This window comes from Streptomyces seoulensis, from assembly GCF_004328625.1.
In the GTDB taxonomy this organism is placed as follows: domain Bacteria; phylum Actinomycetota; class Actinomycetes; order Streptomycetales; family Streptomycetaceae; genus Streptomyces; species Streptomyces seoulensis.
This window is the reverse complement of sequence record NZ_CP032229.1, coordinates 1,557,978-1,572,106: the sequence shown is the minus strand read 5'-3', so window position 1 is coordinate 1,572,106 and position 14,129 is coordinate 1,557,978. Positions and strand designations below refer to the sequence as shown.

The 14,129-nt window shown below is 74.1% G+C and carries 15 protein-coding genes and 1 riboswitch; of the genes, 9 read left to right on the top strand and 6 right to left on the bottom strand.

Annotation, left to right across the window (positions count from 1 at the left end; all coding sequences use genetic code 11):
* Positions 1 to 201 (bottom strand): sulfur carrier protein ThiS, encoded by a 201-nt coding sequence (gene thiS / locus D0Z67_RS07365; RefSeq protein ID WP_031179934.1) that lies wholly within the window; start codon positions 199 to 201, stop codon positions 1 to 3.
* Complete coding sequence (gene thiO, locus D0Z67_RS07360) at positions 198 to 1,382, bottom strand: glycine oxidase ThiO (RefSeq protein WP_037774474.1); 1,185 nt, start codon at positions 1,380 to 1,382, stop codon at positions 198 to 200. Before thiO ends, thiS begins: the two co-directional genes overlap by 4 nt.
* A riboswitch (TPP riboswitch) is annotated at positions 1,379 to 1,491 on the bottom strand. Its footprint overlaps the gene before it by 4 nt.
* Positions 1,492 to 1,543: 52 nt before the next feature.
* Between thiO and D0Z67_RS07355 the strand changes: the two genes are divergently transcribed.
* The 6 genes from D0Z67_RS07355 (at position 1,544) to D0Z67_RS07330 (ending at position 6,377) form a co-directional block, all read left to right on the top strand.
* Positions 1,544 to 1,894 carry an avidin-fold protein gene (locus tag D0Z67_RS07355; protein ID WP_031179936.1) on the top strand — a complete coding sequence of 117 codons (351 nt, stop codon included), beginning with the start codon at positions 1,544 to 1,546 and terminating at the stop codon, positions 1,892 to 1,894.
* A gap of 78 nt (positions 1,895 to 1,972) precedes the next feature.
* A complete protein-coding gene (locus tag D0Z67_RS07350; protein WP_031179937.1) occupies positions 1,973 to 3,160 on the top strand; it encodes an NAD(P)/FAD-dependent oxidoreductase in 1,188 nt (395 codons plus the stop codon).
* 66 nt (positions 3,161 to 3,226) lie between these two features.
* Positions 3,227 to 3,592, top strand: coding sequence for an Rv2175c family DNA-binding protein (locus D0Z67_RS07345; RefSeq protein WP_031179938.1), 366 nt, complete (start codon positions 3,227 to 3,229; stop codon positions 3,590 to 3,592).
* A 94-nt stretch (positions 3,593 to 3,686) separates the two neighbouring features.
* Positions 3,687 to 4,334: a thiamine phosphate synthase gene (thiE, locus tag D0Z67_RS07340; protein WP_031179939.1), complete on the top strand. Its 648-nt coding sequence runs from the start codon at positions 3,687 to 3,689 to the stop codon at positions 4,332 to 4,334.
* A gap of 115 nt (positions 4,335 to 4,449) precedes the next feature.
* Positions 4,450 to 5,373 (top strand): methylenetetrahydrofolate reductase [NAD(P)H], encoded by a 924-nt coding sequence (gene metF, locus D0Z67_RS07335; RefSeq protein WP_031179940.1) that lies wholly within the window; start codon positions 4,450 to 4,452, stop codon positions 5,371 to 5,373.
* Between the two features lie 56 nt (positions 5,374 to 5,429).
* On the top strand, positions 5,430 to 6,377 hold the full coding sequence (locus tag D0Z67_RS07330; protein ID WP_031179941.1) for an SCO2102 family sporulation regulator: 948 nt from the start codon (positions 5,430 to 5,432) through the stop codon (positions 6,375 to 6,377).
* Positions 6,378 to 6,384: 7 nt separating this feature from the next.
* Here the strand turns inward: D0Z67_RS07330 and D0Z67_RS07325 are convergent, their stop codons facing one another.
* From D0Z67_RS07325 to D0Z67_RS07310, 4 genes are all read right to left on the bottom strand, one after another.
* On the bottom strand, positions 6,385 to 7,875 hold the full coding sequence (locus D0Z67_RS07325) for a phytoene desaturase family protein (RefSeq protein WP_199812139.1): 1,491 nt from the start codon (positions 7,873 to 7,875) through the stop codon (positions 6,385 to 6,387).
* Between the two features lie 357 nt (positions 7,876 to 8,232).
* Positions 8,233 to 8,859, bottom strand: coding sequence for a TetR/AcrR family transcriptional regulator (locus tag D0Z67_RS07320; RefSeq protein WP_031179943.1), 627 nt, complete (start codon positions 8,857 to 8,859; stop codon positions 8,233 to 8,235).
* Positions 8,860 to 8,915: 56 nt separating this feature from the next.
* Entirely contained in the window at positions 8,916 to 11,000 is a 2,085-nt protein-coding gene (locus D0Z67_RS07315) for a YhgE/Pip family protein (RefSeq protein WP_031179944.1), read from the bottom strand.
* On the bottom strand, positions 10,972 to 11,763 hold the full coding sequence (locus D0Z67_RS07310; protein WP_031179945.1) for an ATP-binding cassette domain-containing protein: 792 nt from the start codon (positions 11,761 to 11,763) through the stop codon (positions 10,972 to 10,974). The genes D0Z67_RS07315 and D0Z67_RS07310 overlap by 29 nt, the downstream gene beginning before the upstream one ends.
* Positions 11,764 to 11,990: 227 nt before the next feature.
* On the opposite strand from D0Z67_RS07310, the gene D0Z67_RS07305 reads away from it, so the two are divergent.
* The 3 genes from D0Z67_RS07305 to D0Z67_RS07295 all read left to right on the top strand — a co-directional run bounded on the left by D0Z67_RS07305 (position 11,991) and on the right by D0Z67_RS07295 (position 14,106).
* Positions 11,991 to 12,464: an SAV_6107 family HEPN domain-containing protein gene (locus D0Z67_RS07305; protein ID WP_382849694.1), complete on the top strand. Its 474-nt coding sequence runs from the start codon at positions 11,991 to 11,993 to the stop codon at positions 12,462 to 12,464.
* A 190-nt stretch (positions 12,465 to 12,654) separates the two neighbouring features.
* Positions 12,655 to 13,443, top strand: a complete 789-nt coding sequence (locus D0Z67_RS07300) for a methyltransferase (protein ID WP_031179947.1) — start codon at positions 12,655 to 12,657, stop codon at positions 13,441 to 13,443.
* Between the two features lie 276 nt (positions 13,444 to 13,719).
* Positions 13,720 to 14,106, top strand: a complete 387-nt coding sequence (locus tag D0Z67_RS07295; RefSeq protein ID WP_031179948.1) for a DUF3040 domain-containing protein — start codon at positions 13,720 to 13,722, stop codon at positions 14,104 to 14,106.
* The last annotated feature ends 23 nt before the right edge of the window (positions 14,107 to 14,129 follow it).

The window sequence follows — 14,129 nt, the reverse complement described above, 5'->3', positions numbered from 1 at the left end:
TCAGCCTCCCTGCACGGCGGTGAGGACCTCGACCCGGTCGCCCTCGGCGAGGCCGGTCTCGGCCCACCGGGTGCGCGGGACCACGGTCTCGTTGACGGCGGCGGCCACTCCGGAGGGCGCCGGGGCGAGGACGCGGACGACAGCGTCCAGGGCGGTGCCCGGCGCCACCTCGCGGCGCTCGCCGTTGACGGAGATGTTCATGCGGAGTGCTCCAGAGTGGGGGGAGGGGCGGCGAAGCGGCCCGGCGAGAACGGGCGGGCCACCTCGGGCAGGCCCGCGCCGCACAGCACCTCGGCCATGACGTCCCCGGTGACGGGCGTGAGCAGCACGCCGTTGCGGAAGTGCCCGGTTGCCAGCAGCAGGCCGTCGAGGCCCGAGGGGCCGAGCAGCGGGGCGTTGTCGGGGGAGCCGGGGCGCAGTCCGGCCAGGGTCTCGGTGAGCGGCAGCTCGGTGATGCCGGGCACCAGCTCATGGGCGTCGCGCAGCAGCCCGTACACCCCGCCGGCGGTGACCGTGGTGTCGTGGCCCAGCTCCTCGCTGGTCGCGCCGATCACCAGCTCGCCGTTCTCGCGCGGCACCAGATACACCGGCCCGCCGCGCACCACGGCCCGCACGGTACGGCTGAGGAACGGCCGGTACCGGGGCGGCACGGTCAGCCGCAGCACCTGCCCCTTCACCGGGCGCACGGGTGGTACGAGCGCCTCCGGCACCCCCGCCAGCCGTCCGCTCAGGCTGCCGCCCGCCAGCACCACCTGCCCGGCGGGCAGCGCGGTGCCGTCCGCCGTGGTGATCCCGGTGGCCCGGTCACCGGCGGTGTCGAGCCGCGCGGCCCAGCCGCGGTGGAAGGCCACCCCGGCCCGCTCGCAGGCGATGAGCAGCGCGGCCGCCAGCCTGCGGGGGTCGATCCGGTGGTCCCCGTCGGCCCGCAGCCCGCCGCGCACACCGGGCGCCAGCATCGGCTCCAGACGCCGGCACTCGCGCCCCGACAACCACTCCGAGTCCAGTCCGCAGCGGAGCTGGAGGTCGTGCACCTCGCGGAGCTGGGCGCGGTCGTCGGTGTCGAAGGCGACGGCCAGCGTGCCCGAGCGGCGGTAGCCCAGGTCGTCGCCGGTGGCCTCGGCCAGCTCGGCGGCGAAGTCGGGATAGCGGCGCGCGGAGGCCAGGTTGAGGGCGAGCAGCCCCTCCTCGCCGTGGTGCAGCTCGGTGACCGCGGCCAGCATCCCGGCCGCCACCCGCGCGGCCCCGCCACCGGGCTCCGGGTCCACGACGGCGACGGTCAGCCCCCGCCCGGCCGCGCGCCAGGCGGTGACCAGGCCGATGATCCCGCCCCCCACGACGAGCACGTCGGGGGTACCGGGTGGTCCGGACGTACGTGACGGCATGGGCGTCTCGCCCCTCCCTTCGCCGGCATGACCCGGATCAGGTTCGTACGGTCGGAGGCCGCCAGCCTCCCTCTCAGCCCGGTGCGTCCGGGCTCCCGCGAGTGCAGTTACGGTGGCCAGCCTAGCCGCCCGCCCAGTTCACCGTAAGGGAGCCCTCGCCCATGCCCCGCTCGCTCGACGGACTCACCCTCGCCCCCGTGACGGACCAGGCACCGGGCCAGGTGGGCACCGGGACCCGGTTCGCCTACCACGAGAGCGAGGGGCGGATCTGGGCCGAGTACGCGGGCGGGGACATCGCGCGCGGCCACCTCGTCGGCACCCGCGCCGGGGACCGGCTGGACTTCCGCTACGTGCAGCTCCGACACGACGGCACCACCGCCTCCGGGCACTGTGTCTCCACCGTGACCGAGCTGCCCGACGGCCGGGTCCGGCTGGAGGAGGAGTGGGAGTGGGAATCCGGGCCGGGCGCGGGCACCAGCGTGGTGGAAGAGGTCGGTGCCGCCGCGCACTGACTGACGGGAAGTCAGGTGTCTTAGGGTGGCGATGTGAGCGAGCAGAGATCTTCGGAGGGTTCGGTACAGGAGCGGCGCGTGGTCGTCGTCGGGGCGGGGATGGCCGGGGTGCAGACCGCCGTCGCCCTGCGCGAACAGGGCTTCACCGGCCCCGTCACCCTGATCGGCGCCGAGCCGCACCAGCCGTACGACCGGCCCCCGCTGTCCAAGGCCATCCTGCTGGGCACCGCCGACGGCTCCGCCTTCGACGTGGACTTCGCCTCGCTCGACATCGACCTGCGGCTCGGCTGCGAGGCGCTCGGCGTCCGCCCCGCCGAGCACGAACTGGACACCGCCGCCGGGCCCGTCCCGTACGACGTGCTGGTCCTCGCCACCGGTGCCGAACCCGTCCGGCTGCCCGGCACCGGCCAGGCGCCGGACGTGCATCTGCTGCGCACCCTGGACGACGCCGAGCGGCTGCGCCCGGTGCTGGCCGCGCAGCACGACGTGGTGGTGGTCGGCGCGGGCTGGATCGGCGCCGAGTTCGCCACCGCCGCCCGGGAGGCGGGCTGCGCGGTGACCGTCGTCGAGGCCGCCGACCGCCCGCTGGCCGGCGCCCTGCCCGCCGAGGTCGCCGCCCCGATGACCGCCTGGTACGCCGATGCCGGGGTCACCCTGCGCACCGGCGCCCGGGTGGCGGCCGTCGAGCCCGGCGCGGTCGTGCTGGACGACGGCGCTCGCCTGCCTTCCGGCGCCGTCGTGGTCGGCATCGGCGCCCACCCCGCCACCGGCTGGCTCACCGGCTCCGGCATCGCCCTCGGTCCGCACGGCGACGTGCTGGCCGACGACCGGCTGCGCACCTCCGCCGCCGATGTGTACGCGGTCGGCGACTGCACCTCCTTCCCCTCGGCCCGCTACACCGAGCGGCTCCTCGTCCACCACTGGGACAACGCCCTCCAGGGCCCCCGTACGGTCGCCGCCGACATCCTGGGCGAGGAGGCGGCGCCCTACGACCCGGTGCCGTACTTCTGGTCCGAGCAGTTCGGGCGGTTCGTGCAGTACGTGGGACACCACGCGGCCGCCGACCGCACGGTGTGGCGCGGTGACCCGGCCGACCCCGCCTGGACCGTGTGCTGGCTGCGCGAGGGCCGCCTGGTGGCCCTGCTGGCGGTGGGCCGGCCCCGCGACCTGGCCCAGGGCAGGCGGCTGATCGAGGCGGGCCGGGTGATGGACGCCGAGGCTCTGAGGGACCCCGCGCTCCCGCTGAAGCAGGCCGTCCTGGAGTAGGCCGGACGCCCGGGCGCTCAGTGGCCCGACTACCGGCTGTCGGTGGGGGATGGCAGGCTAGATGTCGTGACCGAGATTGACACCAAGACCGACGCTCTTGTCCCCGCCTGGCTCACCCTCCCCGACATCGCCGAACAGCTCGACGTCGAGGTGACGCGTGTGCGGCAGCTGGTCAAGGAGGGCCAGCTCATCGCCGTACGCCGCGGTGAGAACCGCGCGCTGCACGTCCCCGCCGCCTTCATCGACGAGGACAAGGTCGTCAAGGGCCTCACCGGCACCCTGACACTCCTGCGGGACAACGGTTTCACGGACGAAGAGATGATCGAGTGGCTCTTCACCCCGGACCCCTCCCTGCCCGGCACCCCCGCGCAGGCCCTCAGTGAGAACCGCGGCACGGAGGTGAAGCGCCGGGCCCAGGCGCTGGCCGTCTGACCCACCGCGCATCAGCGCGCCCCAGGGCGGCACCCGGCCGGGTGCCGCCCGCCCACAGCACGACCCGCACACCGAACACCGGGGGACCCACCGCATGCCCGACACCGCCCGCGACCGCCTCGCCGACGCCCGGCTCTACCTCTGCACGGACGCCCGCAGGGAACAGGGCGACCTCGCCGAGTTCCTGGACGCGGTCCTGGCCGGCGGTGTCGACATCGTCCAGCTGCGGGACAAGGGCATGGAGGCCGCCGAGGAGCTGGCCCACCTGGAGGTGTTCGCCGACGCCTGCGCCCGGCACGGCAAGCTGCTCGCGGTGAACGACCGGGCCGACGTGGCCCACGCCGCCGGAGCCGACGTGCTCCACCTCGGCCAGGGCGACCTGCCGGTACCGGCCGCCCGCGCGATCCTCGGCGACCGGGTCCTGGTCGGCCGCTCCACCCACTCCGAGCTGGAGGCCGCCGCGGCCGCCACACAGGACGGCGTGGACTACTTCTGCACCGGCCCCTGCTGGCCCACCCCCACCAAGCCCGGCCGCCACGCCCCCGGCCTCGGCCTGGTCCGGTACGCCGCGAGCCTTGAGGCCGAGCGCCCCTGGTTCGCCATCGGCGGCATCGACCGGACCAACCTGGACGAGGTGCTCGACGCGGGCGCCCGCCGGGTCGTCGTGGTCCGCGCGATCACGGCCGCGGACGATCCGGGCGCGGCGGCGGCCGAGTTCGCCAAGCGGCTGCGGGAGATCTGAGCGCAAGCCGTCCCCGGGGAGAAACCCGTCCCAAGGGATGGACAAGGGCCCGGCAATTCGGCCAAATCGTCGGTGCCCGGTTGGGTCACCGCCCGGCCGTGGCTAACCTGCGGGTATGGCCCTCGGAACCGCATCCACCAGGACTGATCGCGCCCGGACCGTCCGGGACATCCTCGCCACCGGCAAGACGGCGTACTCCTTCGAGTTCTACGCGCCGAAGACCCCGCAGGGCGAGCGCAACCTGTGGAACGCGCTGCGCAGGGTCGAGGCCGTCGCGCCCGACTTCGTCTCCGTCACCTACGGCGCGGGCGGCACCACCCGTGCCACCACGGTCAAGGAGACCCAGCAGATCGTCGTCGACACGACGCTCACCCCGGTCGCCCACCTCACCGCCGTCGACCACTCGGTGGCCGAACTGCGCAACATCATCGGCCAGTACGCGGACGCCGGCATCCGTAACATGCTCGCCGTGCGCGGCGACCCGCCCGGCGACCCGATGGGCGACTGGGTCGCGCACCCCGAGGGGCTGACCTACGCGGCCGAACTGGTGCGCCTCATCAAGGAGTCGGGTGACTTCTGCGTGGGCGTCGCCGCCTTCCCGGAGATGCACCCGCGCTCCGCCGACTGGGACACCGACGTCGCCCACTTCGTGGACAAGTGCCGCGCGGGCGCCGACTACGCCATCACCCAGATGTTCTTCCAGCCCGAGTCCTACCTCCGGCTGCGCGACCGGGTCTCTGCCGCGGGTTGCGAAACCCCCGTCATTCCGGAGATCCTGCCGGTCACCAGCGTGAAGATGCTGGAACGGCTGCCGAAGCTGAGCAACGCGCTGTTCCCGTCCGAGCTGAAAGAGCGCATCCTCTCGGCGAAGCACGACCCGGCGGCGGTACGCTCCCTGGGCATCGACTTCACCACGGAGTTCTGCGCCCGGCTGCTCGCCGAGGGAGTGCCCGGACTGCACTTCATCACGCTGAACAACTCCACGGCGACGCTGGAGATCTACGAGAACCTGGGCCTGCACCACCCCCCGCGGGCCTAGACCGGCCGGACCGCGATGGGACACACTGCGTAACGGTCACTGGGAGAGGGGCGTACATGGGCTGGACGGTCCTCTACATCGCGTTCGGCATCGTCGCGCTGTGGTTGCTCGGCGAAGTGCTGCTGCAGTACAAGGCGCGGCTGCGCTGGCGGCTGCTCGCCTTCACCGGGTTCCTCGGTGTGGTGGTCGGCGTGCTGATGCCGTCGGTCGTCGTGATCGGGTTGGGCGCCATCGCGTTCGCCGTCGGGCAGACCTACGTCACGCTGTCGTTCCGCAAGGGCTTCGCGGCCGGCTGGGCCGTCAAGCGCCCCGACGACGAGGAGGCGGGCCCGGTCACCCGGCGCCGCCGCAACCGCGCCGAGCACCAGGACCCGGTCCTCGGCGCCCCCGGCCCGGACGAGCCGGCCGACTTCGGCCAGGACCACCCCGGCCCGGAGACCGCCGCCTACGCCACCGAGAGTTACGACGGCCACGACGGGGACGACGCCTACGACCGCGACGACGTGTTCACCCCGGTCCGCCCCGACCCCACCGCCGCCGAGACCACCTCGGTCTACGAGCCCCAGCCCATGCCCGACGACACCGGCAGCTACGGCGTCTACGGCGACGGCACCCCGGCCCAGCCCCAGCCCCAGCAGACCGACCAGGCGTACGCCTACGACTACTCGGGCTACGGCCAGCAGGGCCAGCAGGGTTACGCCCAGAACGGCTACGACACCGGCGCGCAGCAGGCGTACCCCGGCTACACCGACCCGTACACCGGCCAGGGTTACGAGGGCGGCTACGACAACTCCGGCTACGCGCAGCAGGGTTACGCCCAGCAGGGCTACGGCCAGGACGCGTACGGCGGGCAGGGCGAGACCCCGGCGGGCGGGGTGTGGGTGCCGCAGCAGCGCACCGACGAGAACTACGACGGCGAACTCCCGCCGGAGCAGCAGCAGTACCCCTACCAGGGCCAGACCCAGCAGCAGCACACCGGTTACGACGAGCAGTACCGCTACTGAGCGCCGCTCACGTCGAGCCCCTGAACTCCGGCCCCTCCACGACGAGTCCGGCCACCATCGCCCCCGACATCCCCGCGTGCGGCAGCCCGCCGCCGGGGTGGGACCAGCCACCGACCCGGTACAGGCCGGGCAGGCGCGTGGAGTTGGCCGGATGCAGGAGAGCGCCGTCACCCGCGGCCAGTGAGGGAGCGGGGACCGCGCCGTAACGGGCTCCGGTCTCTGCCGAGTTGTGCTCCGGGGTGCGGACCTCGTGCCAGAGCAGGCGGTCGCGCAGGGCCGGGATCGCCTGGGCGGCCGCGTCGAGCAGTATCCCCGCGTGGGCCGGGTCCGCCTCCGTCTCGGCGGGCAGGGTCGCCCACACCACCGCCGACTCGTGGGCGTCGTCCGGGCGCAGCGCCGGGTCGTCGGGACGCAGCACGGTGACCGTGGGGACGGGGAAGGCATCGCCGCCCGGGTTCGCCAGGTGGTCCAACTCGGCCTCGGCGTCCGGCGCGTGCACGACCGTGCGGTGCGCGGCCCCCGCCTCGCGGGCCCCCTTCAGCGCCAGCAGCAGGGTGAGCCGGGCGGCGCCACGCTCGCCGGGGCGCACATCGCCGGTGCCGTCCAGCGGGCGGTCCGTCAGGCGGGCCAGCAGGGCCGGGTCCACGTCGGCCACCACATGGTCGGCGTCCGCCACCGTGCCGTCGGCCAGCTCGACGCCCGCCGCGCGGCCGTCCTTCACCGTGATCCCGGTGACCTCGGCGCCGAACACGAACTCCACCCGGCGCCGCACACAGCGCTCGTACACCGCGCGGGCCAGCTCGCGGACGCCACCGCGCACGTACCAGGTGCCGAAGGCGTGCTCCAGGTAGGGCAGGACGGCCGCGCTCGCCGGGGTGGTGCGCGGGTCCAGGCCGTGGGCGAGGGAGTGGCCGGTCAGCAGGGCCTTGAGCCGGTCGTCGCGCAGTTCCCGGTCGGCGACCTCCGCGAGGGTGGTGGCCCGGCGGGTGCGCAGCAGGCGCTTGTGCGGGACGGCCGGGTAGGGCTCGCGCTCCGCCAGCACCTGCCAGTTGGGCCACAGCGGCTCCTCCAGCAGGGGGCGCCGGGTGCGGTCCCAGGCTTCACGGGCCCGCACCAGGAAGTCGCCCCAGCGCTGCCCGACCCCGGCGCCCAGCGCCTCGTCCAGCGCGGAGACGACACCGGCGCGCGAGGCGTTGGGCACGGCGACGCCGGTGCCGTCCGCGAAGAGGTGGCGGGAGGAGGGGTCGACCTGGACCAGCTCGACCAGGTCCTCCAGCGGTTCCTTGCCGGTCTTCAGGAACAGGTCCCGCCAGACCGCGGGCAGCGGCAGCAGACCGGGGCCGGTGTCGAAGGCGAACCCGTCCCGCTCGAAGCGGCGCACCGCCCCGCCGTACGTGTCCGTCCGCTCGTACACCGTCACCCGGTGGCCCGCGACGGCCAGCCGGGCGGCCGCCGCCAGCGCGCCCATCCCGGCGCCGATCACCGCAATCCGTGCCATGACCGCGACTTTACCGACCACCACCGACAGCGCCGGTCCTGGGCCCGAACGCGGGGGCTTGAGTACCCGTACCTAGACGCACAGATGAGTAGCCGCGCGGATGGGCCCAGGACGGCCCGGACGGGAGAGTGGAGGCACGGCCAGGGGGCGCGGCCCGGCACCGCCGACACGGGGCGGCGGAACGGGCCCGCCCGCCGGCCGCTCCTTCCGTCGGCCTGCGTCGGCGGAAGCGAGACACGGGGCCCGTGGCCGTCACGGTCACGGGGGACCGCGGTGAGAACCGTGCGGGGGAGAGCGAGGGCGCCGGACCGGCAGCATGCGGTCCGGCGCCCTTCGCGCGCCCCGAGGTCGTGGGGCTCAGCCCCCGCTGACCCGCCCCTGGAGCAGCCGGGACAGCGCGGAGTGCACATCGTCCAGCGACCGCTCCGGCTGGAACGCCTTCCAGTCCAGCGCGGCCACCAGCACCATCCCGACCAGCGCGGCCGCCGTCAGCGGTACGTCGATCTCGTCGCTGAACTCCCCGGCCGCCACGCCCTCGCGCAGCACCTCCTCGACCACCGCCACGGCCTGCTGGCGGACCACCATCAGGGTCGACTGCCAGGCCCGGTTGGTGCGCCACAGCTCGGCCACGTAGAGCTGGGTGAAGGCCGGGTAGCGGTCGATGAAGACCAGGCCCGCGCGGACCATCGCGTCCAGCCCGTCCACCCCGTTGCCGCCCTCGCGGGCGGTGCGCTCGGCGGCCTCCCGCAGCGAGGCGGTGAGCAGGCCGACGCCGTGCCGCAGCAGCTCCTCGAAGAGCACCGACTTGCTGGCGAAGTTGTAGTAGACGGTGCCCTTCGCCACCCCGGCGCGCTCGGCGATCTCGTCCACCGTGGTCGCGGAGAACCCCTGCTCGGCGATGAGGGTGACAGCCGCCTCGTAGAGCTTCTGCCGGGTGGCCTCGCGGCGGGTGCTGCCGGCGGGGCGGGCGCTGGTGCTTTCCATGGACCCGATTCTCACAGGTGCGCCGGGCCGCCGGGCCGCCTCCGCCGCCCCGGCGCTCACAGGCTCAGCTCCGGGTGCAGCCGCTGGAGCGTCCACACCTGGCGGCGCCGGGCGGTGAGCGCGGTCAGCGCCAGGGCGCCCGCGGTGAACGCCGTCAGCACCACGCACGCCTCCCACACCGGGCCCAGCCCGCCGCCGGTGATCAGCCGGCGCAGTGCCGAGACCACGTAACTCATCGGCAGGAACGGGTGGATGGCGTTGAAGAAGCCCGGACTGGTCTGCACCGGATAGGTGCCGCCCGCCGAGGTGAGCTGGAGCATCAGCAGTGCCAGCACGAGGATGCGCCCCGCCGCGCCGAAGCGGGCGTTGAGCCACTGCACGATCGCCGTGAAACAGGCCGTGACCAGGAACAGGAACACGGTCGTCCCGGCCGCCCGGACCATCTCCAGACCGATGCCGAAGTGCAGTACGGACATCAGCGCGGCCGTCTGGAGCACGCCCACCGCCAGCACCGGCAGCCAGCCCGCCAGCGCGATCCGCCAGGACGGGGCACCGGCCGCGAGGGCACGCCGGTTGAGCGGCGGGATCAGCATGTAGGCGACCATCGCGCCGACCCACAGGGAGAGCGGGATGAAGTACGGGGCGAACCCGGTGCCGTAGTTGGGCGCGTGGTGCAGGTCGGCCGAGGAGAGCCGGACCGGGTCGGCCATCACGCCGGTGCGCCGGTCACGGGCGCGCTCGTCGTAGTCGGGGATCTTCCCGGCGCCGTCGTGCAGGCCGTCCGCCAGCTGTCCGGCGCCGTCCTGGAGCTTGTACAGGCCGCTGTCCAGCGCCTTGGCACCCGACTCGGCGGTGCCGATGCCCCGGTGCAGGGTGGCCGCGCCGGACTGGGCGGTGCCGAGCCCGGTGTGCAGCTTCTTCGCCCCGGCGGCGACGGCGTTCGCACCCGCGTTCAGCTTGTCGATCCGGGCGACCGCGTCGGCGACGTCCTGGTGCAGGTGCGGGGCGCGCTCGGCGAGGGCGTCGGCCTGCGCGCGCAGGGTGGTCAGGTTCTTGCGCATGGTCGTCAGGTCACCGCCCTGCGCGGCGACGACCTTGTTCAGGTCGTCGGCCACGTCCGCCACGTCGTCCGCCGCCTTCTGGGCCTTCGCCAGGTCGGGGCAGGCCGGGTCGGGCACGGGCGGGGTCTCGCAGCGGGCCTTGTGCACCTGGTCCAGTACGGCGGCCGAGGCGTGCGCGGTCTTCGCGGCGCCGGGGGCGAGCCGGACGAGGGTGTCGAGGTTGTCCTGCACGATGCGGGCCGAGTCGGAGACCAGGCGGGCGGTGGCCCCGATCGTCTGCCCGTTCTTCTCCAGGAACGGCCCGGCCTTGGCGTACGCCCCGTCGACCTTGTCGGCCAGGGTCTGGGTGCCGGCCGCGACCTGCCGGGAGCCGTCCTCCAGGTCACCGGCGCCCTTGTCGAGCCGGGTGAGGCCCTTGGCGAGCTTGCCGCTGCCGCTGTCGGCGTCCTTGAGCCCGTCCGCGAGCTTCCGGGCGCCCTTCTCGGCCTTGCCCAGGCCGTTCCTCAGCTTGTCGGCGCCCTCGGCGGCGGTCTCCGTCTTGTCGTGCAGGGTGGAGAAGTTGATGAAGATCCGGTCCAGGAAGGTCCGGGAGGTCTTGGTGGACGCGGCCGAGCGGACCTCGGCGAACACGGTCCGGGAGATCTGGCCGACGATGTAGTTGTTCGCGTCGTTGGTGCGCACCTGGAGCGCGCCGGTCTCCGGGGAGTCACCCGAACTGGACGCCACCCGGCGGCTGAAGTCGGCCGGGAGGGTCAGCGACAGGTAGTAGGTGCCGTCCTCCATGCCCCGGCGGGCCTCGGCCGCGTCGACCTCGTGCCACTCGAAGGTCCGCCGCTCGCGCAGTCCCTTGACGATGTCGGCACCGGCGTGGATCTTCTTCCCGCCCGCCGTCGCGCCCTGGTCCTCGTCGACGAGGGCCACGGGGACGCGGTCCAGACGGCCGTACGGGTCCCAGAACGACCACAGGTACAGGGCGCCGTAGAGCAGGGGCAGCACCAGCAGCGCGACCAGCGCGGCGCGGGGCAGCCGGCCCCGGCCGAACCTTCGCAGCTCAAGCGCGGCCAGCCTCGGTGAGCGCATCGGGGGCCTCCTCTCGGGGAGCGTCCTCGGTGTCGTCGCCGTCCTCGGCCGGCCGGTCTTCGTCGGGGCCGGCCTCGGCGGGCTCCGTGGAGACGGTGACGCAGCCGTCGGGGGCGGTGCGGCACACGGCCAGGACCGTCGTCCCCGCGTCGGCCAGGGAGCGCAACAGGCCCCATGCCTCGGCGCGTTCGTCCGCCGAGAGCTTCAGCTCCACGTCGTCCACCGCCAGCAGTCCGGGTCGCCCGATCAGTGTCAGCGCCACCGACAGCCGCAGCACCTCCAGCCGCTCCAGGTCCCGTACGGCCGTGCGCGAGCCCTTCGGCAGCGCGTCCAGGTCGAGCCCGGCGGCGGCCAGGGCCGCGTCCGCGCGCAGCCGGGCCTCGTACGCGCGCTGGGGGCGCGGATGCAGCGCCTCGCGCAGCGAGTCGCCGAACCGGCGCTGCAACAGGGCCCGTTCGCGCAAGTGCTCGCCCACGGTCAGCGCGGGCTCCAGGTCGGTCACCCCGGCGACGTTGGCCACCGCGCTGAACCGGCGCACCGCCCCCATCCGCCGGGGGAGCGGAAGACCGCCGACGGCCGCCTCGCCCTCGCTCGGCTTCATCCGCCCGGTGAGCGCCAGCAGCAGACACGTACGGCCGGAGCCGGACGGTCCCTGCACGGCGATCAGCGAGCCCGGCCCGGCCTCGAAGCCGATGTCCTTGAAGGCCCACCCCCGTGGCCCCTTGAGCCCGAACCCCCCGGCCGTGACGTCCACGCCGTGCACAAGCCCCCGCCTCTCCCCGGAACAACTTTTGAACTGACTGGTCAGTTCAAAAGTATGCCCGAACAGGCGTGCGCGACAAAGCCCGGATGCCCCACAGGTGTTCCCCGATGCCCCCGATTCCGGCCGCAGTTGGGGTGAAACAGCAGGTCGGAACGGATTGTCAGTGGCATACCGCACGATGTGGGCATACGGCATCCATGCCGTCACCGGACGACAGGAGGTTCGTCATGACCAGCTCGTCAGCGGCCACCGCCGCGAGCGACGTCCACCCCGTGCTCCGCCGGTCCACGGCACCCCCCGCCGCCGTCGCCCTACTCGGCCAAGCCCACACCACGCTGGACGAGGCCGCCGCCATGGAGACGCCGAACGAGCGGTACGCCCTGGCCCACCTCGCCGCCCTCCGCGCGGCCGCAGCCGTCCTCGCCGTCCGGGGGCGCCCCGAGGCCACCGCTCGCCGCCGGGCCCGTATCCGCCCCGCCTGGGAGGTGCTGCCCGAGCTGGCGCCGGAGCTGGCCGAGTGGAGCGCCCTGTTCGCCTCCGGAGCCGACCGCCGCGCCCGCGCCGAGGCCGGCATCCAGGGCGCGGCCGGCCCGCGCGACGCCGACGACCTGATACGCGACGCGGGCATGTTCCTGCGCCTGATCGAGCGGATGCTCTCGCTCCAGCCGGTGCTGCCCCGGACCAGCCCGGAGACCGTCTGACCCGGCCGTCCCGTCCACTGGGCGAGACGCGGACCGGTGCACCCGGCCGGGGTGACGGGGCGCGGCGGGCGAGGCCATAGGGTGGAGACGCCTTACGCCTCCGCCTGCCGCTCACCTCCCCGTGACCGGCCGGGGAGGCCCCCATCGCGCCGCCGGGCAACGGGCGGTGCCGTGCCGAGGAGCAACAGCCGTGCCGGACCCGACGCGCCCCCGCGCCTCTCTCCGTACCGCCGTGGTGTGGGACGTCCTCCAGGACGCCCTCGACCGCCGGGTCAAGGCCACGGGACGGGACTCGCTGGACGTGCTCGACACCGGCGGCGGCAGCGGCAACTTCGCCGTGCCCGTCGCCCGGCTCGGCCATCGCGTCACTGTCGTCGACCCCAGCCCCAACGCCCTCTTCGCTTTGGAGCGCCGGGCCGCCGAGGCGGGCGTCGCCGAGCGGGTCCGGGGCGTCCAGGGCGACGCCCACGGCCTCTTCGACGTGGTCGAGCGCGGCGGCTACGACGCGGTGCTCTGCCACGGCGTGCTGGAGTACGTGGACGACCCGGCCGAGGGCATCGGCAACGCGGTGGCCGCGCTGCGCCCCGAGGGCGTGCTCAGCCTGCTCGCGGCCGGCCTCGGCGGCGCCGTGCTGGCCCGCGCGCTCGCCGGGCACTTCACCGAGGCCCGCCAGGCCCTCGCCGACCCGGACGGCCGCTGGGGCGAGGGGGACCCGGTGCCGCACCGCTTCACCCCCGAGCAGCTCACCGTCCTGGTCGAGGACACCGGCCTGCGGGTCGGCGCGGTGCACGGCGTACGCGTCTTCGCCGACCTGGTGCCCGGCGTCCTGGTGGACACCGAGCCGGGCGCGCTGGACGCCCTGCTGCGGCTGGAGGCGGCCGTGGCGGAGCTGCCCGCCTTCCACTCCGTGGCCACCCAGGTCCATGTGCTCGGCGAGACGGGCGGGACCCGGGCGCCCGCCGAGGGCACCCAGGGCTGACCCTGCCCCACGGGACACGGCGCTGATCAGGGGCGCGGCGGCAGATGGAGTACGCCACAAGCCCCCCGATCGAGGGGTTTGCGCCGTATGATCGAGGTACACCGACCGGCATGACGGGTCGGCCGCCGGGGAATGACAGCCTCAGCGAGCCGGGACGCCCTGACGGACCGGTTGGCCAGATGGCGCAGAGGGGCGGGTTTCACGGGGGCGATTCCCTGCCTATCCTGAAAGGACCCCCCAGAGTCGCCCCGGCGACTGCACGATGAGGAGGACTCCGTGCCGCTCTCGGAGCACGAGCAGCGCATGCTCGAGCAGATGGAGCGAGCGCTGTACGCCGAAGATCCCAAGTTCGCGTCGGCGCTTGAGGGAAACGGGCTGCGGACCTACACCCGGCGCCGGGTCTATCAGGCGGTCGCGGGCTTCCTCGTCGGTATCGCGCTCCTCATGGCCGGTATGGTCGCCCAGTTGATCTGGATCAGTGTCGTCGGCTTCCTCGTGATGCTCGGCTGTGCCGTGCTCGCAGTCACCGGATGGCGCAAGGCACCCAAGCCGGGTGAAACCCCCAAGGGCCACACCAGGCGCCGTCCCGTCCGGCGGAAACGTACCGTCATGGAACGCATCGAGGACCGCTGGCAGCGCCGCCGGGACGAACAGGGCCACTGAGCCCGCCCGCCGACTCCCCAGCT